This is a genomic window from Blastococcus brunescens (assembly GCF_035320885.1).
GTDB lineage: Bacteria > Actinomycetota > Actinomycetes > Mycobacteriales > Geodermatophilaceae > Blastococcus_B > Blastococcus_B brunescens.
In genome coordinates this window covers 2665968-2686635 of sequence record NZ_CP141261.1, presented here as the reverse complement: position 1 = coordinate 2686635, position 20668 = coordinate 2665968, and the positions used below count along the sequence as shown (strand labels likewise).

The 20668-nt window shown below is 72.7% G+C and carries 21 protein-coding genes, 5 pseudogenes and 1 riboswitch; of the genes and pseudogenes, 16 read left to right on the top strand and 10 right to left on the bottom strand.

The genetic code is table 11. The features are described 5' to 3' along the window. Nucleotides 1-10: 10 nt before the first annotated feature. A pseudogene (locus U6N30_RS17890) lies at nt 11-301 on the bottom strand (GNAT family N-acetyltransferase); the annotation flags it as partial. A 622-nt stretch (nt 302-923) separates the two neighbouring features. On the opposite strand from U6N30_RS17890, the gene U6N30_RS17885 reads away from it, so the two are divergent. Together U6N30_RS17885 and U6N30_RS17880 are read left to right on the top strand one after the other, a co-directional pair. Beyond that, nucleotides 924-1487 (top strand): maltokinase N-terminal cap-like domain-containing protein, encoded by a 564-nt coding sequence (locus U6N30_RS17885; RefSeq protein WP_324273314.1) that lies wholly within the window; start codon nt 924-926, stop codon nt 1485-1487. Nucleotides 1488-1568: 81 nt separating this feature from the next. Then, nucleotides 1569-1904 carry a GYD domain-containing protein gene (locus tag U6N30_RS17880; protein ID WP_324273313.1) on the top strand — a complete coding sequence of 112 codons (336 nt, stop codon included), beginning with the start codon at nt 1569-1571 and terminating at the stop codon, nt 1902-1904. Here the strand turns inward: U6N30_RS17880 and U6N30_RS17875 are convergent. The 4 genes and pseudogenes from U6N30_RS17875 to treZ all read right to left on the bottom strand — a co-directional run. After that, a complete protein-coding gene (locus U6N30_RS17875; protein WP_324273312.1) occupies nt 1874-2299 on the bottom strand; it encodes a dihydrofolate reductase family protein in 426 nt (141 codons plus the stop codon). The genes U6N30_RS17880 and U6N30_RS17875 overlap by 31 nt on opposite strands. Nucleotides 2300-2427: 128 nt before the next feature. Beyond that, nucleotides 2428-2532 (bottom strand): annotated as a pseudogene (locus U6N30_RS17870) (dihydrofolate reductase family protein); the annotation flags it as partial. 80 nt (nt 2533-2612) lie between these two features. Further along, the gene (locus U6N30_RS35550; protein ID WP_479690619.1) at nt 2613-2783 is read right to left on the bottom strand and encodes a DUF3459 domain-containing protein; all 171 of its coding nucleotides are present in this window, start codon (nt 2781-2783) and stop codon (nt 2613-2615) included. A gap of 439 nt (nt 2784-3222) precedes the next feature. Further along, nucleotides 3223-4365: pseudogene (gene treZ / locus U6N30_RS17860) on the bottom strand (malto-oligosyltrehalose trehalohydrolase); the annotation flags it as partial. Between the two features lie 209 nt (nt 4366-4574). On the opposite strand from treZ, the gene U6N30_RS17855 reads away from it, so the two are divergent. The 4 genes from U6N30_RS17855 to U6N30_RS17840 are packed head-to-tail and all read left to right on the top strand — an operon-like array spanning nt 4575 to nt 7544. Next, the gene (locus tag U6N30_RS17855) at nt 4575-4988 is read left to right on the top strand and encodes an efflux RND transporter periplasmic adaptor subunit (protein WP_324273311.1); all 414 of its coding nucleotides are present in this window, start codon (nt 4575-4577) and stop codon (nt 4986-4988) included. Next, the gene (locus U6N30_RS17850) at nt 4916-5602 is read left to right on the top strand and encodes an efflux RND transporter periplasmic adaptor subunit (RefSeq protein ID WP_324273310.1); all 687 of its coding nucleotides are present in this window, start codon (nt 4916-4918) and stop codon (nt 5600-5602) included. The genes U6N30_RS17855 and U6N30_RS17850 overlap by 73 nt, the downstream gene beginning before the upstream one ends. Further along, the gene (locus tag U6N30_RS17845) at nt 5599-6864 is read left to right on the top strand and encodes an ABC transporter ATP-binding protein/permease (protein ID WP_324273309.1); all 1266 of its coding nucleotides are present in this window, start codon (nt 5599-5601) and stop codon (nt 6862-6864) included. The genes U6N30_RS17850 and U6N30_RS17845 overlap by 4 nt, the downstream gene beginning before the upstream one ends. After that, nucleotides 6861-7544 carry an ABC transporter permease gene (locus U6N30_RS17840; protein ID WP_324273308.1) on the top strand — a complete coding sequence of 228 codons (684 nt, stop codon included), beginning with the start codon at nt 6861-6863 and terminating at the stop codon, nt 7542-7544. Before U6N30_RS17845 ends, U6N30_RS17840 begins: the two co-directional genes overlap by 4 nt. An 85-nt stretch (nt 7545-7629) precedes the next feature. On the opposite strand, the gene U6N30_RS17835 is transcribed toward U6N30_RS17840, so the two are convergent. From U6N30_RS17835 to U6N30_RS35545, 5 genes and pseudogenes are all read right to left on the bottom strand, one after another. After that, nucleotides 7630-8217, bottom strand: a complete 588-nt coding sequence (locus tag U6N30_RS17835; RefSeq protein ID WP_324273307.1) for a transglycosylase family protein — start codon at nt 8215-8217, stop codon at nt 7630-7632. 3 nt (nt 8218-8220) lie between these two features. Further along, nucleotides 8221-8381: riboswitch (cyclic di-AMP (ydaO/yuaA leader) on the bottom strand. Between the two features lie 209 nt (nt 8382-8590). Then, nucleotides 8591-8962 carry a hypothetical protein gene (locus U6N30_RS17830; RefSeq protein ID WP_324273306.1) on the bottom strand — a complete coding sequence of 124 codons (372 nt, stop codon included), beginning with the start codon at nt 8960-8962 and terminating at the stop codon, nt 8591-8593. Between the two features lie 124 nt (nt 8963-9086). Then, nucleotides 9087-10913 carry a malto-oligosyltrehalose synthase gene (gene treY, locus U6N30_RS17825; RefSeq protein ID WP_324273305.1) on the bottom strand — a complete coding sequence of 609 codons (1827 nt, stop codon included), beginning with the start codon at nt 10911-10913 and terminating at the stop codon, nt 9087-9089. Beyond that, nucleotides 10910-12802 carry a glycogen debranching protein GlgX gene (gene glgX / locus U6N30_RS17820; protein ID WP_479690517.1) on the bottom strand — a complete coding sequence of 631 codons (1893 nt, stop codon included), beginning with the start codon at nt 12800-12802 and terminating at the stop codon, nt 10910-10912. Before glgX ends, treY begins: the two co-directional genes overlap by 4 nt. Before the next feature lie 80 nt (nt 12803-12882). Next, a pseudogene (locus U6N30_RS35545) lies at nt 12883-13020 on the bottom strand (hypothetical protein); the annotation flags it as partial. 496 nt (nt 13021-13516) lie between these two features. On the opposite strand from U6N30_RS35545, the pseudogene U6N30_RS17815 reads away from it, so the two are divergent. From U6N30_RS17815 to U6N30_RS17770, 10 genes and pseudogenes are all read left to right on the top strand, one after another. After that, nucleotides 13517-13735, top strand: a pseudogene (locus U6N30_RS17815) (hypothetical protein); the annotation flags it as partial. Further along, entirely contained in the window at nt 13684-14418 is a 735-nt protein-coding gene (locus tag U6N30_RS17810) for a hypothetical protein (RefSeq protein ID WP_324278360.1), read from the top strand. The pseudogene U6N30_RS17815 and the gene U6N30_RS17810, both read left to right, overlap by 52 nt. Continuing rightward, nucleotides 14391-15623 carry a helicase-related protein gene (locus tag U6N30_RS17805; RefSeq protein WP_324273304.1) on the top strand — a complete coding sequence of 411 codons (1233 nt, stop codon included), beginning with the start codon at nt 14391-14393 and terminating at the stop codon, nt 15621-15623. The genes U6N30_RS17810 and U6N30_RS17805 overlap by 28 nt, the downstream gene beginning before the upstream one ends. Before the next feature lie 25 nt (nt 15624-15648). Continuing rightward, entirely contained in the window at nt 15649-15852 is a 204-nt protein-coding gene (locus U6N30_RS17800) for an MmcQ/YjbR family DNA-binding protein (RefSeq protein WP_324273303.1), read from the top strand. A gap of 278 nt (nt 15853-16130) precedes the next feature. Next, nucleotides 16131-17252, top strand: a complete 1122-nt coding sequence (locus tag U6N30_RS17795) for a TerC family protein (protein ID WP_324278359.1) — start codon at nt 16131-16133, stop codon at nt 17250-17252. Nucleotides 17253-17416: 164 nt separating this feature from the next. Then, nucleotides 17417-18511, top strand: coding sequence for a TerC family protein (locus tag U6N30_RS17790; RefSeq protein ID WP_324273302.1), 1095 nt, complete (start codon nt 17417-17419; stop codon nt 18509-18511). A gap of 32 nt (nt 18512-18543) precedes the next feature. After that, nucleotides 18544-18804 carry a hypothetical protein gene (locus U6N30_RS17785; protein WP_324273301.1) on the top strand — a complete coding sequence of 87 codons (261 nt, stop codon included), beginning with the start codon at nt 18544-18546 and terminating at the stop codon, nt 18802-18804. Continuing rightward, nucleotides 18804-19604, top strand: coding sequence for an MFS transporter (locus U6N30_RS17780; RefSeq protein WP_324278358.1), 801 nt, complete (start codon nt 18804-18806; stop codon nt 19602-19604). Before U6N30_RS17785 ends, U6N30_RS17780 begins: the two co-directional genes overlap by 1 nt. Beyond that, nucleotides 19595-19801 (top strand): hypothetical protein, encoded by a 207-nt coding sequence (locus tag U6N30_RS17775; protein WP_324273300.1) that lies wholly within the window; start codon nt 19595-19597, stop codon nt 19799-19801. The genes U6N30_RS17780 and U6N30_RS17775 overlap by 10 nt, the downstream gene beginning before the upstream one ends. Nucleotides 19802-19941: 140 nt before the next feature. After that, entirely contained in the window at nt 19942-20658 is a 717-nt protein-coding gene (locus U6N30_RS17770; protein ID WP_324273299.1) for a TolB family protein, read from the top strand. Nucleotides 20659-20668 lie beyond the last annotated feature (10 nt).

Here is a 20668-nt window from a genome sequence, read left to right as displayed (position 1 = left end):
GGCGGCCCGCTCACAGCTCCAGCGACATCTGCTGGGCGGTGACGGTGAAGCCGAGCCGCTCGTACAGCGCGATGGCAACGGCGTTGTCGCCGAACACGTTGAGGCCCAGGTGGGTGACGCCCGGCGCCCGCACGGCTGCCGCGGCCGCCCGCACGAGCTGCGCGCCCACGCCACGGCGGCGTTCGGTCGAGACCACCTCCAGGTGGTAGATCCAGGCCGCACCTTCGCGGTCGGGCCCCTGGCTCGCCGCCCACACACCGCCGAGCAGTGCGCCGCCGTGCCGCGCCGCCAGGAAGACGTGACCCGGGGTGGCCGCGCCCTGGGGAGCAGCGCGCCGACGTCGGCGGCGGCCTTCGTCTCGGCGGCCTCCCTCGCGAGACCCCGCTGCGACCGCAGCCCGTCGGCGTACGTCGCCCGCGACCCCTCGAGCAGTCGCTCGACCTCCTCCGGCGTGGCAGGGAGACCTCGACGTCCGGAGCCGGACCTGCCGGACGCCACGCCGGCACCGCCCGCTCGACGGCGTCGAGGACGTGCGGCTCCCGCCGGGCGACCAGGGCGCCCCCGGCGTGCTCGATCAGGTAGCCGTCGCCGGCCGGCCCGTCGACGCCGACGACCACGAACTCCCGGGCCCCGCCGGTCATCAGTGCGGCGACCACCTCGATCAGGTGGCGGTCGTCCTCCTCGACCTCGATGCTCCGGCACAGGAACCAGCCGGCCTCGATCCGCACCGACCGGTCGTCGGCGCACGCCACCCGGATCCGTTCCCCGGCGGCCGGTGGCAGGAGCTCGACGAGACGGCCGAAATCCGTCGTCCGCCCGTGGTGCTGCAGGGCGAGCGCGCGCAGGCGTGCCTTCGTCGACTCCCAGTCCATGCGGGCACCCTGTCAGAGCGGCGCGACCGTCGGGCATGCGAAGGTGCGGGCATGGCCACCGTCCACGCCACGACCATGGCGCCCACCAAGCTCGAGCTGCTCACCGGCTGGTTGCCCCGTCAGCCCTGGTACCGCGGTACCGGGACGCCGGAGCTGTCGCGGGCGGGCGGTTTCCGCCTGGACGACCCGGCCGGCGAGGTCGGGATCGAGCTGATGCTGGTCACCGACGGCAGCGGTGCGGAGGCGAGGACCTACTTCGTCCCGGTGACCTATCGCGGTGCCGCGCTGGACGAGGCAGCGGACGGTCTCGTCGGCACCTCGGAGCACGGCGTCCTCGGCACCCGGTGGATCTACGACGCGGAGCACGACCCGGTGGCGACGGCGCAGCTGCTCGCGTTCGTGGCCGGCGCCGTCGAGGCGCAGCACCAGAGCCGGAGCGACACTCGCGATCCCACCGTCGGCCGCTCCTGGTCGGGCGACGGAGAGCCCCGGACCGTCAAGCTGGTCCGGGTGCCGGAGCCGGGGCAGCCGGGCACGGCCACCGGAGCGGTCGAGGTGGACTGGACGCGACCGGACGGGAGCGCCGCCCGCGGCGTCGTCGCCGTCGTCCGCTAGCCCCTCCCGCGCCGGCGGACCTCGACGCCGTCCGGCCGCACCCCTAGCGTCGAGCCGCGGGGGCGACCGGGAGGCCCGACCATGCCCATGTACCTGACCAGGTTCAGCTACACCCCCGAGACCTGGGCGATGCTGATCGCCCACCCGGAGGACCGCCGGAGGGCGGCGAGCGCCTACATCGAGTCGGTCGGCGGAAAGCTGCACGGGTTCTGGTACGCCTTCGGGTCCCACGACGGGATCAACCTGTGGGAGGCGCCGGACAACGTCTCGATGGCGGCCGTGGCGCTGGCCATCGGCGGCGGCGGTGCCCTCAGCTCCATCGAGACCACCGTGCTGATGACGGTCGAGGACACCCTGGAGGCGCTGGGTCGCGCCCAGGCCGTCGGCTACCGCGCGCCGGGCGCGGCGACCGCGTAACGGGCGAACAGCGTTCCGTCCTCCTCCAGCACCTGACGCAGCCGGAGACGGGCCGGATCCGGCAGCGCTCCGCCCAGGAGACGTGCCTCCCCGCCGACGAGGGCGGGCGCGATCGACAGGTCCAGCTCGTCGACCACACCGGCGGTCAGCGCGCTGTGCAGCAGACCCGGCCCGCCCTCGCACAGCACCTGCTCGATGCCCAGCTCGGCCAGCCGGTCGAGGGCCAGCGGCAGGTCGACGTCGTCGTCCCCGCAGACCAGCACCCGCGCCCCGGCCTCCGCCAGCGCCGCGCGACGGTCCGGGTCGGCCGCCTCGCAGGTGACGAGGACGGTGGGGGAGACGGCACCGGCCACGAGCCGGTCGTCGGGAGCCAGCGACGCTCGCCGGGAGACCACCACCACCGGCGCGGTGGCCGGCCGGCCGAGCTCGGCGCGCAGCCGGCCCACGGGGAGTCGGCGGTGACGGGCCGGTAGCCCTCGGCCGACGAGGTCCCGTGCCCGACCAGGACGGCGTCCGACAGCGCCCGCAGCACCCGGAAGATCCGCTTGTCGCCCGGGGAGCCGAGGCCCTCGCTGCGTCCCGCCACGGTCACCGCGCCGTCGAGGGAGACGACGAAGTTCACCCGCATCGAGCGGCCCGGGGGCAGCCGGTAGGCCTCGACCAGGCCGTCGTCGTCCAGCTCGGCCGGGTCCGGGAGGAGGCGGCGCATCAGCGGACGCCGACGACGGCCGCGCTCTCGGCGGCGAGGGTTACGGTGTCGCCGTCGACCGCCGGCAGCTCGTCGGTGCTGAACCAGACGTCGGCCACGGGACGGTCCAGATCGATCTCGCGCGGCTCCTCGGCCAGGTTCACCACCACCCGCAGCGCGCCCCGGTGCACCACCAGCCAGCGGTCGGCGTCGTCCCAGGTGACCTGCACGGCGGACAGGTCGGGGTCGACCAGGTCGGGGTGGGCGCGGCGCAGCGCCAGCAGCGAACGGTGCACGGCCAGCAGCCGCTCGTGCGGCTCCCTCGACAGCTCCGACCAGTCGAGCTTGGAGCGGGTGAAGGTCTCCGGGTCCTGCGGGTCGGGCACGACGTCGGCGTCCCAGCCGTGCTCGGCGAACTCGCCGATCCGGCCCTCGGCCGTCGCCTTGCCCAGCTCGGGCTCCGGGTGGCTGGTGAAGAACTGCCACGGCGTGGCGGCGCCCCCTCCTCGCCCATGAACAGCATCGGCGTGAACGGGCTGGTGAGCACGATCGTCGCGCCGACGGCGAGCAGGCCGGGGAGAGGGTCGCCGAGATGCGGTCGCCGACGGCGCGGTTGCCGATCTGGTCGTGGTCCTGCAGGTAGCCGAGGAACTTCCAGCCGGGCAGCGTGGCGGTGTCGACCGGGCGGCCGTGGTGCCGGCGGCGGAAGCTCGACCAGGCGCCGTCGTGGAAGAAGGCGCCGGTGAGCACCTTCGCCAGCCCGCCCAGACCGCCCTCGGCGAAGTCGGCGTAGTAGCCCTGCCCCTCGCCGGTGAGCACCGAGTGCAGCGAGTGGTGGAAGTCGTCGCTCCACTGCGCGGTGAGGCCGAGGCCGCCGGCCACCCGCGGGGTCACCATGCGGGGGTCGTTGAGGTCGCTCTCCGCGATCAGGGTCAGCGGCCGGCCCACGGCGACCGACAGCTTGTCGACCTCCTGGGCCATCTCCTCCAGCACGTGCGTCGCCCGCTCGTCGACCAGCGCGTGGACGGCGTCCAGCCGCAGGCCGTCGACGTGCATGTCGCGCAGCCACATCAGCGCGTTGTCGATGACGTAGCGCCGCACCTCGTCGGAGTCGGGGCCGCTGAGGTTGATCGAGTTGCCCCAGGTGTTGGCGCCGCCGTCGGCGAAGATCGGGAAGAACTCGGGCAGGTAGTTCCCGGACGGGCCGAGGTGGTTGTAGACGACGTCCTGGATCACGCCCAGGCCCTGCTGGTGGCAGGCGTCGACGAAGCGCTGGTAGGCCGCGGGCCCGCCGTACTCCTCCTGCACCGCGTACCAGAGGACGCCGTCGTAGCCCCAGTTGTGCGTGCCGTTGAACGCGTTGACCGGCAGCAGCTCGACGAAGTCGACGCCGAGCCGCACCAGGTGCCCCAGCCGGCCGATCGCCGCGTCGAAGGTGCCCTCGGGCGTGAACGTCCCGATGTGCAGCTCGTAGACCACGCCGCCGGCCAGCGGGCGGCCGGTCCAGGCGCGGTCGCCCCACTCGTGTGCCGCGGGGTCGAACCGGCGGGAAGGGCCGTGCACGCCCTCGGGCTGGCGCCGGGAGCGGGGGTCGGGACGGGGAGTGTCGTCGTCGTCGATCAGGTAGCCGTAGTCGGCCTCCGGAGCGGCCTCCACCTCGGCCCGCCACCAGCCCTCGTCGTCCTTGCGCATGTCGTGGACGGCGCCGTCGACCTGGAGCCGCACCCGTTCGGGCAGGGGCGCCCAGACGGCGAACTCGACGGGAGCGGACATGCGGGGGCCTCCGGTGCGGGGCGGGTGGGGTGGATGGCGACAGAGCAGTGGGGAGCGGAAGGGGCGGACGCATCATGCCCGCCATGCCGCTGGTCAACCCCAGGTCGTACACCGCGCGTCCGCCCGCAGGATGACGACACCGTGCTAGCGAGCCGATACGTTCCCTCGATACCGGTACCACCGGGTACCCGAGCGCGCAGGGAGCGTGCATGTCCGTCGTCCGCACCATCGTCTTCCCGGCTCTCCGGCTGCTCGTCTGGGCCGTCATCGCCGTCGCCCTCGTCGTCCTCGCCTTCCGCGGCGGCACCGACACCTCCGATCCGGGCGGGCCCGGTGCACCGACGCTCGACCTCGGCTCCCCGACGGTTCCCGTCAGCCGGGGGACGGTCGCCAACACCGTCTCCGTCACCGGCACGGTGGTCGCCGACGCCGCCGTCCCGGTCAAGGCCACGGCCGCGGGCACCGTCCGCCGGGTCCTGGTGGCGGAGGGCGCGACCGTCACCGCCGGGCAGACCCTCCTCGAGATCCGCTTCGAGGAGGAGCTCGCCCCGTGGCCGGCACCGACGCCGAGGGCAACCCGACGTCGACCCCACGCCCACCGCGGGTGCGCACCGCCACGGTGACCGCTCCGTCCGCGGGCACGCTGACCGCCCTCGACGTCCTCGTCGACCAGATCGTGGCCGTCGGCGACACGGTCGGCGCCGTCTCCCCGGGGACCCTGTCGGTGACCGCGACCCTCACGCAGGCCGAGCAGTTCCGGCTGCTGACCCCGCCGGCCACCGCCGAGGTCGAGGTGCAGGGCGGCCCCGCGCCGTTCACCTGCACCGCCCTCGCGCTGGGCGTGCCGGCTGCTGGGGAGACGCCCGACGTTCCGTCGACACCGGACATGGGAGGCGCCGGCGGAACCGGCGGAGGGACGACGGCGCGCTGCGCGGTGCCCGCCGGGGTGACGGTCTTCGCCGGCATGGGAGCGACGGTCCGGGTGCAGGCGGGCACGGCCGAGGACGTGCTCGTCGTCCCCGTCACCGCCGTCCAGGGGACGGTGCAGTCCGGCAACGTCTGGGTGCTCGCCGACGACGGGACCGAGGAGCAGCGGCCGGTCACCCTCGGCCTCACCGACGGTGACCAGATCGAGGTCAGGGAGGGCCTGACCGAGGGCGAGCAGGTGCTGCAGTTCGTGCCGGTGCCCGACGACACCCCGGTCCAGGACCCGATGATGGGCGGGCCGTACGGATGAGTCTCCTGGAGCTGCGCGGGATCAGCCGGGAGGTGCTGCTCCCGGACGAGAGCGTCCTGCCGATCCTCACCGGGGTCGACCTCGACGTCGCGCCCGGCGAGCACGTCGCCATCGTGGGCCGCTCCGGGTCGGGCAAGTCGACCCTGCTCAACCTCCTCGGCCTGCTCGACACCCCGACGTCGGGCAGCTACCTGCTGGACGGCGAGCCGACCGACCAGCTGTCGGCCCGGCGGCGGTCGCGGCTGCGCGGCGAGGTCTTCGGGTTCGTGTTCCAGCAGTTCAACCTGCTGCCGCGCCGGACCGCGGCCGAGAACGTCGCGGCGCCGCTGCTCTATGCCCGCGGCCGCGACTACCTGAGGCGCCGGCGCACGGCCCGGGAGATGCTCGACCGGGTGGGGCTGGGCGCCCGCGCCGACCAGGTGCCCGAGCGGCTCTCCGGCGGCGAGCAGCAGCGGGTGGCCATCGCGCGCGCCCTCGTCCGGGGGCCCCGCGTCGTCCTGGCCGACGAGCCCACCGGCGCCCTCGACGTCGAGACCGGCGCCCAGGTCATGGCCCTGCTCGCGCAGGCCACCGCCGAGAACGGCGCCGCGCTGGTCACCATCACCCACGACCTGTCCGTGGCCGCGCTGGCCGCCCGCCGGTTCCGGCTGGACCGGGGTGTGCTCGCCGCTGGTCGCCGCGGGCGCGCTCGGGGCGGCGACGTCGGACCGGGGGCCGGCATGACCGGCGTCCTGGGCACCCTCGCCGAGGCGTGGGACGAGGTCCGGGTGCACAAGACCCGGGTGCTGCTGTCGCTGGTCGGCGTCTTCCTGGCGGTCTTCGCGATGACCAGCGTGACCGCCCTCGGACTCATGGTCGCCCAGGTCCAGCAGGAGGTCGGCGAGCGCTCCGGCGGCCGGGCGGCGACGGTCGCCGTCAGCGCGTACGACCCGATGACCGGCATGCCGCCCGACGCGGCCCGGTGGGATGCCGCCGTCGCCGACCTGGTCGAGCGGTACGACATCGCGACGGCGGCCACGATCGCCTGGGGCGAGACGCGCTTCCGCATGCCCGGCGGCACGATGGCCGTGCAGACCCGCCGCGTCTCCCCGAACTACGGCGACCTGCACCGCATCGAGCCGATCGAGGGCCGCTGGCTCCGCGACGGCGACCGGCAGAGCCTCTCGCCCGCCGTCGTGGTCAACGAGGCGTTCATGAGCGCGCTCGGTGCGCCGGACCTGGCCGCGCGGCCGACCGTCGTGATCGGCGGGCCGACCCCGTGACCGCGACCATCGTCGGCGTCGTCCGCGAGGGCTACGGGGAGGAGCTCGTGGCCTACCGGGTGGACCGCTCGGCCGGGCCCTGGGACGCCGCCGTGGCCGTGGACCCGGCGACGGCGATGTACGCGGGACCGAGCACCCTCGAGCTCTGGGTGCCGGCGGACCAGGCCGACCAGGTGATGGAGACGGTCGCGCACGACCTCGGTCTCGCCCTCGGCGGCCTGCAGGTCGACACCTACCGCGCCGATCCGCAGGGGGCCGAGGAGACCATCGCGATGCTGCGGCTCGCCATCCGCGGCGCCGGGGTGGTGGTGCTCGTCCTCGGTGGGCTCGGCGTGCTCAACATCGGCCTGGTCACCGTCCGGCAGCGGATCCGCGAGATCGGCGTCCGCCGCAGCTTCGGCGCGACGTCGGGCCGCATCTTCTCCGCGGTGATGCTGGAGAGCGTCTGCGCCACCGCGCTGGCCGGGCTGCTGGCGGTCGGGGCGGCGATCGTGCTGGTCCGCAACCTGCCGCTGGAGCAGCTGCTGAACAACGGCATCCCGATCGCGGACATGCCGGGCTTCCCGGTCGCCGCCGCGGTCGAGGGCATGATCGCCGCGACCGCCGTCGGGGCGCTGGCCGGCCTGCTGCCCGCGATCATCGCCGTCCGCGCCAAGGTGATCGACGCGATCCGCTTCTGACCCCGCGGGCGACGGTGGGCGCGGATGTGCAGCTCCCGGGTCGGGACGTGTGCATCCGCGCCCACTGTCGGGGCGACCGGTGGGGTTACACGGTCAGCGTCTGGCCCACCTGGATCAGGTCCGGGTCGGCCACGGTGTCGCGGTTGAGGGCCCAGAGGGCCTCCCAGCCGCCGGCGACGCCCTGAGCGGCGGCGATCCTCGACAGGGTGTCACCCGGCTTGACGGTGTAGCTCGCGCCCGTCGACGGCGCCGCGGCAGCCGGTGCCGGTGCCGGGGCCGGGGCGGGCGCCGGTGCCGCGGCTGCGGGGGTCGTTCCGGGGCGGAGGAGCGTGCCGCAGGTAGGCCAGGCGCCGGCACCCTGGGTGAGCAGGACCCGCTCCGCGACCGCGATCTGCTGCGCGGGCGTGGCCAGGTCGGCGCGCGGAGCGAACTCCGCCCCGCCGTGGCCCAGCCAGGTGGGGGAGCTGAACTGCAGGCCGCCGTAGTAACCGTTGCCGGTGTTGATGCTCCAGTTGCCGCTGGATTCGCACTGGGCGACTGCGGACCAGTCGTAGTGGTCCGCGGAGGCCGGCGTGGCCAGGGCGCCGACGCCGATTGCAGCGGCGCCGATGACGACGGCGCTCCCGCGGAGGGCCTCGGCTGCGGACGCGCGTCGTCGAGGGTGCGTGGACATGGGTGATCCTCCGATCACCGCCGGCGAGGTGAGCTGTCGGGTTCGGGCGAATCGGTGCCCGGCCGCCGTGCCTGTGTGCTGCACGCGCGGCTTCACCCCGAGGCGCGCGTACGCGCCGGGACGTGGGTCCCCCGCCCCCGTCCTGGGTGGGTCGGAGTCAGGCGCCGGCGGACGGGGTTGGGCGGTCCGGTGCCTCGCGCCCGGCCGGGCAGGCCCGGACGCCCGGACGACGTTAGGTCGCGAGCGGGCGAGCCGCGCGCCCAACGGAACGAGTTCGGGCGTTTTCCTCGCACGGGCGCCGCCACGCCGGACCACGACCCCGGGGCGTCCCCGTCCGACCGCGCTCCGTCGGCGTCATGAGAGACCGGCGGGCTCAGGCGCGGACGAGCAGGGCCACGGGCAGGCGGGTCAGCAGGGCCTCGACGGCGACGCCGCCCATGTCGGAGACGGCCCGCTCGCCGGTGAGCAGGTCGCGCCAGGCACCGGTGAGCAGCTTCAGGGCCGTGTCGCCCCAGCCGTCCGCGGCGAGTCCGGCCGGCAGGCGGGTCGCCACCGCGACGACGCCCCCACGGTCGAAGGCGACGACGTGCTCGGCGGCCGACCCGGTGGCCTCGACGGGGTCGTACCCGGCGAACCACTCGGGGTGGTCTCGGCGGGCCCGCAGCACCCGCGAGACCACGAGCAGCTTGGCGGCGCCGGTCTCGTCGACCGCGGGGATCTCCCCGCCGTCGATCGCCGCGAGCAACGTCCGGCGCAGCGCGTAGTCGACCGGTCGGCGGTTGTCCGGGTCGACGAGGAGAAGTCCCAGAGCTCGGTGCCCTGGTAGACGTCCGGGACGCCGGGCATCGTCAGCTGCAGCTGCTTCTGGCTCAGCGAGTTCGACCAGCCGAACGGGGCGATCCGCTCGACGAGCTCCTGGATCCGGGCCGCCGTCGCCTCGTCGTCGAAGGCGGCGTCGACGAGGGCGTGCAGCCGGCCCTCGAACTCCTCGTCCGGGGCGGTCCAGGTGGTCGACGTCCCCGCCTCACGGGCCGCCTTCTCGACGTAGGCGTGCGCGCGCTCCGCGACAGCGGCCACGCCCCGACCAGGTTCTGCCACACCAGGTGCGCCAGCGGTCGATCGGCCAGCGGGTGCCGGGAGAGCAGGAAGCGGACCAGGTCCGCCCACTCGGTCGGGATCTCGGCGAGCACCGCGAGCCGGGCCCGCACGTCCTCGCTGCGCTTGGTGTCGTGCGTCGACAGCGTCGTCATCGACTCGGGGTAGCGCTCGGCACGGCGCCGCTGGGCGGCGTGGAACTCCTCGACCGTGCTGCCGAAGCGCGCCGGGTCGCCGCCCACCTCGTTGAGCGCCACGAACCGCGCCCACCGGTAGTAGGCGCTGTCCTCGACGCCCTTGGCCATGACCGGCCCGCTGGTCTGCTCGAACCGGGTCGCCGCTTCTGACCCCGAGGCCGACAGCACCGAGTGCAGGGCGTCGACCGCGGGAACGAGGTCGGGACGCCGGGTACGGACGGCGGTCACGGTGGCGTCAAGGTGCTCGCGGCCGTCGGGCAGGTAGCTGCGGTAGACGGGGAACGTGGCCAGGAGCTCGGCCAGCGCCTCGGTCTGCTGCGTGGCGTCGATGCCGGGGAGCTCCCCGATCACCCGGACCAGGCGGGCGACCTCGGAGCCGAGCATCCCGTCGGTGACCTCGCGCTTGCAGTCGTGGACGAGCTGTTCGTAGTCGACGGCCTTGCCGGTCAGCTCGGTGTCCAGCGCGGTGAGCGGGCCCGCGCCGGCGGGGTCGACGAGCACCTCGTCCACCTCGGACAGCGCGTCGTAGCCCGTCGTCCCGGCGGTCCGCCACGACTGGGGCAGGTCCTCGCCGGGCTCGAGGATCTTCTCGACGACGGTCCAGCTGTTCCCGGAGGCGTCCGCGAGCCGGTCGAGGTAGCCCTTCGGGTCGGCCAGGCCGTCGGGGTGGTCGATCCGCAGACCGTCGACCACGCCGTCCCGGACCAGCTGGAGGACCAGCTCGTGCGTGGCGTCGAAGATCGCCGGGTCCTCGACGCGCAGCCCGGCGAGGGTGTTGATCGCGAAGAAGCGGCGGTAGTTGAGGTCGCCGTCGGCGCGCCGCCAGTCGACCAGCTCGTAGTGCTGACGGGCGTGCACCTCCTGCGGGGTGCCGTCGCCGGTGCCCGGCGCGATGGGGAAGCGGTTGTCGTGGTACCGCAGCTCGGCGCCGTCCGGTCCGTCCACGATCTCGAGCTCCTGGACGTCGTCGGCGGCTCCGAGGACCGGGATGCGCACCTTGCCGCCCCCGAAGTCCCAGTCGATGTCGAACGCTCGGGAATGAGCGCTGGTGGGCCCATGCTGCAGGACGTCCCACCACCACGGGGCGGCCGACGGGTCGTCCACGCCCATGTGGTTGGGCACCAGGTCGAGCACGAGACCCAGACCGTGCTGGTGCAGCGCGGCGACGAACCGGTCGAGACCCGCGCGGCCGCCTCGGGCCTCGTCGATGTGGGCGTGGTCGACGGTGTCGTAGCCGTGGTTGCTGCCCTCGGCCGAGCGCAGCAGCGGGGACGAGTAGGCGTGGGTCACCCCGAGGTCGGCCAGGTAGTCCGCTACCTCGGCGGCGTCCTGGAGCCGGAAGCCGGCATGCACCTGCAGCCGGTAGGTGGCGGCCGGCACCGGCCGGCGGTCGGGCGTGGTCACCGGGCGGGTCCGGTGAGGACGACGATCGAGCGCCCCTGGACCGTCACCGTGTCGCCCGGCTTCACCTCGACCGGCTCCACCTCGTTCATCTCCGCCGTGTCGAGGACCGTCGTCCAGCTCTGCGAGTAGTCGTCGCTGGGCAGGGTGAACTCGAGCGGCTCGTGGGAGGCGTTGTAGGCCAGGTAGAAGTGGTCGTCGGTGACGTACTCACCCCGTTCGTCCATCTCCCGGATGCCGACGCCGTTGAGGTACACGGCCAGGGACTTGGCGTAGGCGGAGCCCCAGTCCTCGTCGGCCATCTCCTCGCCGGCCGGGGTCAGCCAGGCGATGTCGGGCACCGGGTCGCCCAGGCCGCGGCGCACCGGACGGCCGTGGAAGAACCGGCGACGGCGGAACGTCGGGTGGTCGCAGCGGAGCCTGGTGACCTTCTTCGTGAACTCCAGCAGCCCCTCGTCGACGTTCTCCCAGTCGATCCAGGTGAGCTCGGAGTCCTGGCAGTAGCCGTTGTTGTTGCCGCGCTGCGTCCGCCCCAGCTCGTCGCCGTGCAGGAGCATCGGCACGCCCTGGCTGAGCATCATCGTGGCGATGAAGTTGCGCCGCTGCTGAGCGCGCAGCTGCAGGACCTCCGGGTCGTCGGTCTCGCCCTCGACGCCGTGGTTCCAGCTGCGGTTGTGGCTCTCGCCGTCGTTGTTGCCCTCGCCGTTGGCCTCGTTGTGCTTCTCGTTGTAGGAGACCAGGTCGTTGAGGGTGAAGCCGTCGTGCGCGGTGACGAAGTTGATGCTCGCCACCGGACGGCGGCCGGAGTGCTGGTACAGGTCGGCCGAGCCGGTGATCCGGCTGGCGAACTCACCCACGGTGGCGTCCTCGCCCCGCCAGAAGTCGCGGACGGTGTCGCGGTACTTGCCGTTCCACTCGGTCCACAGGGCCGGGAAGTTCCCCACCTGGTAGCCGCCCTCGCCGACGTCCCACGGCTCGGCGATCAGCTTCACCTGGCTGACGACCGGGTCCTGGTGGACGAGGTCGAAGAAGGTCGCCAGCCGGTCGACGGCGTGCAGCTCGCGGGCCAGCGCGGAGGCGAGGTCGAAGCGGAAGCCGTCGACGTGCATCTCGGTGACCCAGTAGCGCAGCGAGTCCATGATCAGTTGCAGCGACTGCGGCGTCCGGACGTTGAGGGTGTTCCCGGTGCCGGTGAAGTCCATGTAGTACCGCTCGTCGCCCTCGACGAGCTTGTAGTACGTGCGGTTGTCGATGCCGCGGAAGGACAGCGTCGGGCCGTTGTGGTTGCCCTCGGCGGTGTGGTTGTAGACGACGTCGAGGATGACCTCGATGCCCGCCTCGTGCAGCGCCCGCACCATCCCCTTGAACTCCTGGACGTGCTGCCCGGCCGTGGTGTTGCTGGCGTACTCGCCGTGCGGGGCGAAGAAGCCGATCGTGTTGTAGCCCCAGTAGTTGCGCAGGCCCTTCTGCTGCAGGGTGTCGTCCTGCACGAACTGGTGCACCGGGAGCAGCTCGATGGCGGTGATGCCCAGGTCGGTGAGGTGCTCGATCGTCGCCGGGTGCGCGATGCCGGCGTAGGTGCCGCGCAGCTCCTCGGGGATGCGCGGGTTGGTCATCGTCAGGCCCTTGACGTGGGCCTCGTAGATGACCGTCTTGTTGTAGGGCGTCTTCGGCGGCCGGTCCACGCCCCAGTCGAAGAACGGGTTGACGACGACGGACTTGGGCATGTGCGCCGCGGAGTCCCCGTCGTTGCGCTCCTTGGTCTCGAAGTCGTAGCCGAAGACCGACGGGTCCCAGGTGATCTGCCCGTCGATGGCCTTCGCGTACGGGTCCAGGAGCAGCTTGTTCGGGTTGCAGCGCAGGCCCTGGGCCGGGTCGTAGGGCCCGTGCACCCGGAAGCCGTACTTCTGCCCGGGGTGGATCCCGGGAGGAAGGCGTGCCAGACGTAGCCGTCCATCTCGGGGAGCCGGATGCGCTCCTCGTTGCCGGCCTCGTCGAAGAGGCACAGCTCGACCTTCTCGGCGACCTCGCTGAAGATCGCGAAGTTCGTGCCGGTGCCGTCGTACGTGGCCCCGAGGGGATAGGCACTGCCGGGCCAGACCTGCGTCATGCTGGGAATTCCTCCTGCGCTGTGCCCCGATCCCCGGGGCAGGGGTGCATCTCCGGCGATCTTCGCGGAGGACGTCGTCTGCTGCGACCGTGGACGGGTGCCCGGGGAGAACCTCTCGCACACGTGACTTCGATGTGAGTCCGGCCGCCTCGCGCGGACCGCGTGCGGCAACGACGACGCCCCCGTGGCGGACCGCGGGGGCGTCGTGCGCAGGCCCCGGGCCCGAGTCCGCGGCGGGCGGCCAGGCACCGGGCGGTGTGCGATGGGCGACCCTGGTGGGGGCCGGACCCGCGATCCGGGGTCCGACCTCGCCCGGGAGTCCGGGTGGCGCTGGTCCCCGGTGCGGAACCGCTCCTGCGACCAGGCACGCTAGGCGGGGGCACCGTCGAGGACAAGTAGCGGATGCGTTCCGTTCTCCCCGGGTTCACCAGTCGGCCCATCCGGCCGCTCGGGCCCGTTCTGTCACACCGCCGTCGTACCGTTCTCCCGTGCCCACATCCACGGAGATCCGGCCCACGCAGGGCCGGTTCGAGGTCGTCAGCGAGTTCGAGCCCTCGGGCGACCAGCCCGCGGCGATCACGGCCCTCGCCGAGAAGGTCAACTCGGGGAGAAGGACGTCGTCCTGCTCGGTGCCACCGGTACCGGCAAGTCGGCGACGACGGCCTGGCTGATCGAGCAGGTGCAGCGCCCCACCCTGGTGATGGCGCCCAACAAGACCCTCGCGGCGCAGCTGGCGAACGAGTTCCGCGAGCTGCTGCCGAACAACGCCGTCGAGTACTTCGTCTCCTACTACGACTACTACCAGCCCGAGGCCTACGTCCCGCAGACGGACACCTACATCGAGAAGGACTCGTCGGTCAACGACGAGGTCGAGCGCCTCCGGCACTCCGCCACCAACAGCCTGCTCACCCGGCGCGACGTCGTGGTCGTGGCCACCGTCTCCTGCATCTACGGCCTGGGCACGCCGCAGGAGTACGTGGAGCGGGCGCTGAAGATCAAGCTGGGGAGACCCGCGACCGGGACGACCTGCTGCGCACCCTGGTCACCGAGCAGTACACCCGCAACGACCTGTCCTTCACGCGTGGCACCTTCCGGGTACGGGGCGACACGATCGAGGTCTTCCCGGTCTACGAAGAGCTGGCCTGCCGGATCGAGATGTTCGGTGACGAGGTCGAGCGGCTGTACTACCTGCACCCGCTCACCGGCGAGGTGGTCCGCGAGGTCGAGGAGCTGTTCGTCTTCCCGGCCAGCCACTACGTCGCCGGCCCCGACCGGATGGAGCGCGCGATCCGCGGCATCGAGGCGGAGCTCGAGGGGCGGCTGGCGGAGCTGGAGCGCCAGGGAAGCTGCTGGAGGCCCAGCGGCTGCGCATGCGCACGACCTACGACATCGAGATGATGCGCCAGGTCGGGTTCTGCTCCGGCATCGAGAACTACTCGAGGCACATCGACGGCCGTGCCCCCGGCAGCGCCGGCAGCTGCCTCATCGACTACTTCCCGGACGACTTCATGCTCGTCATCGACGAGTCGCACGTGACCGTGCCGCAGATCGGCGGCATGTACGAGGGCGACATGAGCCGCAAGCGGACCCTGGTCGACCACGGCTTCCGGCTGCCCTCGGCGATGGACAACCGCCCGCTGAAGTGGGAGGAGTTCACCGACCGCATCGGCCAGACCGTCTACCTGTCGGCCACGCCGGGGAAGTACGAACTCGGCCGCACCGGGGGCGAGTTCGTCGAGCAGGTCATCCGGCCGACCGGCCTGGTCGACCCGGAGGTCGTGGTGAAGCCCACCAAGGGCCAGATCGACGACCTGGTGCACGAGATCCGCATCCGGACGGAGAAGGACGAGCGGATCCTGGTCACCACGTTGACCAAGAAGATGGCCGAGGACCTCACCGACTACCTGCTCGAGCTCGGCATCAAGGTCCGGTACCTGCACTCGGAGGTCGACACCCTGCGCCGCGTGGAGCTGCTGCGCGAGCTGCGGCAGGGCGAGTACGACGTGCTGGTCGGCATCAACCTGCTGCGCGAGGGTCTCGACCTGCCCGAGGTCTCCCTGGTCGCCATCCTCGACGCCGACAAGGAGGGCTTCCTCCGGTCCGGGACGTCGCTGATCCAGACCATCGGCCGGGCGGCGCGCAACGTCTCCGGCCAGGTGCACATGTACGCGGACAAGATCACCCCGTCGATGGCCCAGGCGATCGAGGAGACCGACCGGCGCCGCGAGAAGCAGGTCGCCTACAACCTCGAGCGCGGGGTCGACCCGCAGCCGCTGCGCAAGAAGATCGTCGACATCCTGGAGGGCATCTACCGCGAGGCGGAGGACTCCGACGCCGCGGAACTCATCGGTGGGTCCGGTCGGCAGCAGTCGCGGGGCAAGGCGCCGGTGCCGGGGCTGTCCTCGAAGAAGAAGCCCGGCAAGGCCGGCGCGATCGACACCGAGGGTCTGCCGCGCAACGAGCTGGCCGACCTGATCACCCAGATGAACGACCAGATGCTCGCCGCCGCCCGGGAGCTGCAGTTCGAGGTCGCCGCCCGGCTGCGCGACGAGCTGAGCGAGCTGAAGAAGGAGCTGCGCCAGCTCGACGCCGCGCACGCCTGACGCGCGCCGGCGATGTGCGGCCCTGGTGCCTTTGCGACACGGAACGTGCCACCACTGCACATGGCCGTCGCCGGAAGCCGGAATCACGCCGAGCCGGAGGGACGGCCGGTACGGCTGGAACTCCGTCGACTGGACCGGTCCGGTGCCCGACGACGAGGTCCGCGAGCTGACCGACGCCTCCTACGACGCCGCCCTCACCGCGTTGCCGAAGAGCCGCCGTCCCGGCTGAGGGTCGGTCGGTGTGACGCCCGTCTCCACGACGATGGCAGCACCCGGGAACTCCTCGTCGGCCAGAGCCGTTGCACCGGACGGACCACGCGACCCGGCGACGGGCACGTGGTCCTGCTGTGGAGGGAGTATCCCGCCGCGGCAGCGTCGTCAGTACGGGGTCCCCACGGACCTCCGGCGCTGCCGGTCGCCACGCCAGGCGATGGGAGAGACCTCCGGATCCGACCCTGTGCGGCGCCGCGTGCGCCGCCGAGTCTCCGGAGGACTGAACCCTTGGACGTGCCCTTCTGGGTGTGGGCTGTCACGGTCGCCGCGATCGTCGGCATGCTCGTCTTCGATCTCGTCGGTCACGTGCGCACGCCGCACGCACCGACGCTCCGCGAGTCCGCGATGTGGTCGGCGGCCTACGTCGGCATCGCGATCGTCTTCGGCTTCCTCGTCTGGTGGGGCTGGGGAGCCGGCTTCGCCGGCGAGTACTTCGCCGGGTACGTCACCGAGAAGAGCCTGTCGGTCGACAACCTCTTCGTCTTCGTGCTGATCATGGCCGCCTTCGGCGTCCCGCGGGAGCTGCAGCAGAAGGTGCTGCTCTTCGGCATCACGTTCGCGCTGGTCCTGCGGACGGTCTTCATCCTCGTCGGCGCGGCGGCCATCGCGAACTTCAGCTGGGTCTTCTACCTGTTCGGCGCGATCCTCATCTACACCGCCTGGGTGCAGGCCCGCAGCGGCGGCCACGAGGACGAGGACGACTACAAGGAGAACGCCGTCCTCCGGTTCGCCCGCAAGCGCCTGCGGACGACGGACGAGTACCACTCCGACCGGATGACCGTGACGCTGGACGGCAAGCGGTTCCTCACCCCGCTGGCCATCGCGCTCATCGCGATCGGCACGGCCGACGTCATCTTCGCCGTCGACTCCATCCCGGCGATCTTCGGCCTGACCCAGGAGACGTTCCTGGTGTTCGCCGCCAACGCGTTCTCCCTGCTGGGGCTGCGGCAGCTGTTCTTCCTCATCGACGGGCTGCTCGACCGGCTGGTGTACCTGTCCTACGGCCTGGCCGTGATCCTCGGCTTCATCGGCGTCAAGCTCGTCATCCACGCCCTGCACGAGAACGAGCTGCCCTTCATCAACGGTGGTGAGCACGTCACCGTGATCCCCGAGGTGCCCATCACCGTCTCCCTGCTGGTCATCCTCGCCACACTGGTGGTGACGACGCTGGCCAGCCTCTGGCGGGTGCGCCGCGACCGGCGCGAGCACCTCGCCGCCGAGGCGGCAGCGACCGACCCGACCTCGCTGTCGGCCGGCGACGGGACGCCGGCGGACGTCGTCCCGACGTCCAACGCGTCCGACGCCGACCGAGCAGGTAGCGTGAGCGCCGCGAACCCGGGCCGACGCGAACACTGACGATCGCGGCCGCCGGGGGATGCGAAGGAGGGAGTATCCCCCGCGGCAGCGTCGTCATCACGAGGTCCCATGGCCTCCGGTGCTGCCGGTCGTGCGCCTGCCGGCGTGCGGTGGGAGAGACCTCCGGTGCTGAGACTTGCTTGTCCCCCGGAGGAAACCGCCGCATGGAGCTACCCGTCTGGTTCGAGATCACGACGTTCGTGGGGCTCACGGTCCTGCTGCTCGCGGATCTCGCCATCGTCGCTCGTCGCCCCCACGAGCCCTCCATCAAGGAGGCCAGTCTCTGGGTCGGCTTCTACGTGAGCCTGGCGCTGATCTTCGGCGTGCTGATGCTGGCGTTCACCAACGGCACCTACGCCACGGAGTTCTACGCGGGCTGGCTCACCGAGTACTCGCTCTCGGTCGACAACCTCTTCGTCTTCGTGATCATCATGGCGCGCTTCCAGGTGCCACGGAAGTATCAGCAGGAAGCGCTGATGATCGGCATCATCATCGCCCTGGTCCTGCGCGGGATCTTCATCCTGATCGGCGCCGTGGTCATCGAGCGGTTCGTCTGGGTCTTCTACATCTTCGGCGTCTTCCTGATCTACACCGCGATCAACCTCGTCAAGCACCGCGGCGAGGACGAGGACTACGAGGAGAACGCCTTCATCCGGCGGATGCGCAAGATCCTGCCGATCACGAAGGACTACCACGGCGCGAAGATCCGGGTCAGCGAGAACGGCAAGAAGATGTGGACGCCGATGATCGTGGTGATCCTCGCTCTCGGCACGACGGACCTGATCTTCGCGTTGGACAGCATCCCGGCGATCTTCGGCCTGACCCGGGAGCCGTTCATCGTCTTCACGGCGAACGTCTTCGCCCTCATGGGTCTGCGCCAGCTCTACTTCCTGCTCGGCGGCCTGCTGAAGCGGCTGGTGTACCTCTCCCTCGGGCTGGCGGTCATCCTGGCCTTCATCGGCGTCAAGCTGATCCTCGAGGCGCTGCACGAGAACCAGCTGCCGTTCGCGGGCGAGCGCGAGCCCATCGACAGCATCCCCGAGATCCCGATCTGGCTCTCGCTGTCGATCATCCTGGGCGTGCTGGTCGTCGCCACGGTGGCCAGCCTGGTGAAGACCCGTGGTCAGTTCGCCGCCCCCGGGCCGCCGGACGTCGACGCCGAGACGGCGAAGTCGGTCCCCACGGGTGGGCCCGAGGCGGCGGCCGCCGCCGAGGCGCGGATCGCCGAGGAGTCGGACGAGGATTCCGCCCGCCGCTGACGGACGGCGGAACAGACGGCGACGCCGCCCGGTTGAGCCCCTTCGTGGGGGAGCAGACGGACGCCGGGCGCGTCGCCGGGCTCGTCGGGCTGCTCTTCGGCCTCGCCGGGATGGGGAGCGCGGCCGTGGCGGTCACGCTGCCGTCGATCGCGGCCGACCTGGACCTCACCACCGGTGGGGTCTCGTGGGTCATCAGCCTCTACGCCCTGATGCTCGCGGTGGCGACCGCGGTCTACGGCCGGGCCGCCGACCTGGCGGGCATCCGCCTCCCCTGCTCGTGGGGGTGGGCCTGATGGCCGGCAGCGCCGTCCTCGGCGGCTTCGCACCCAGCGTCGAGGTGCTGCTGGCGGCCCGGGTGCTGCAGGGCATGGGAGCGGCCGCGGTGCCGGTCCTCGGCATGGCCATCGTCAGCGCCCGCTACGAGGGCGCCGTCCGCACCACCGCTCTCGGGCAGGTGGCCGGCACGGCGGCCGCCGTGAGCGCCCTCGGGCCGCTCGCGGGCGGCCTGGTGGCCGACCTGGCCGGCTGGCGGGCGGTCGTCGCGCTCCCCGCACTCGGGCTCCTGGTGGTCCCCGCGCTGTGGCGGGCGCTGCCGACGCAGGGAACCGGCGCCCGGCTCGACGTCCTGGGCGCGGTGCTCGTGGCCGCCACGGCGGCTGGGCTGGTACTGCTCGTGCAGTCGCCGGCCTCCGGTGTCCTGGTGGCGACGGCGGGCGCCCTGCTGCTCGGTCTCGGCGTCCCCGCCGTCGCGGCGCGGGTGCGCCGCCGCCCGGAGGGGTTCCTCCCGCGCAGGGTCATCCGCAACTCCGTCGTCGTCCGCAGCGCGCTGGCCGCGTCCGCCGTGCCGGCGGCCTGGTTCGCCCTGCTGATCGCCGTCCCGGCCGTCCTCGCCATCCGCGGGTGGACGCCGCTGGAGGTCGGCCTGGCCCTCGTACCGAGTGCCGTCACCGGCTTTCTCGCCCCGCGTCTCGCGGGTCCGCTCCTCGCGCGGCTCGGCCCGGGCCGGTCCTCGTGGTCTCCGACGCGACGGCAGCGGTGGCGCTGGTCGTCGCCGCGGTGGGAGCGGCGCGCGGTTCCGCGGCCGTGCTCGTGACGGCGGTCGTCCTCGTCACCCTGGCCTTCGGCCTCGGCCAGCCGGCCCTCATGGCCGCGGTGGGCGGTGCCGTCCCGGCGGACGTCCGAGGCGTGGCACTGGGCATCGCCACGCTGGTCTTCCTCGTCGGCGGGGTGTGGGCTCCGCCGTCGTCGGTGGGATGGGCGAGGTGCTGGGCCTCGATCGGAGCCTGGTGATCCTCGCGGGGCTGCCCCTGCTGGGCAGCCTGGCGCTGGTGAGCACGATCCGCCGGCGGACGATCGCGGCCTGAGCGCACGGGTGCGGCTCCGGAGGGCACGGCCCGGCCCGCGCCCCGGACGGACTAGCGTCGCAGGCCATGCGCCCTGACGATCTCGCGCTCCTGCGCACGCCCGGCGCGCCGACGGTGTCGCCGGACGGCCGGATGGCCGTCGTCGCGGTCGCCCGGCCGGACGTCGAGGCCGACGAGTACCGCAGCCAGCTGTGGGCCGTGCCGACCGACGGCTCGGCGCCGGCGCGTCCGGTGACCTCCGGTTCCCGCGACAGCGCCCCGGCCTACTCGCCGGACGGCCGCTGGCTGGCCTTCCTCAGCGCCGAGCCCGGCGGGCGGCCGCAGGTCGCGCTGCTGCCGACGGCGGGAGGGGAGCCGCGCACGCTCACCGGCCACCGCCTGGGCGCGGGCGCGCCGGTCTGGTCCCCGGACTCCCGGCGCCTGGCCTACGTCGCGCGGGTTCCCGAGCAGGGGCGGTACGGCACCGTCGACGGCGTGGGTGCCGAGGCGGAACCGCCCCGGCTGATCACGTCGCTGCAGTACCGGCGCGACGGCGTCGGCTTCCTGGCCGACAAGCCCAGCCAGGTGTTCGTGCTGGACCTGCCGGCGGACTTCGCCGACGACACCGCGCCGCTGCCGGAACCGGAGCAGGTGACCACCGGCGACGCGGACTGCGAGGACGTCGCCTGGGGACCGGACGGCGAGGAGCTCGTGTTCGTGTCCGCGCGCCACCCCGGGCCGACCGGGATCTCGTGCGGGACGTGTACGCGGTCCGCCCGGACGGCTCCGGGCTGCGGCGGGTGACCGCGTCCCG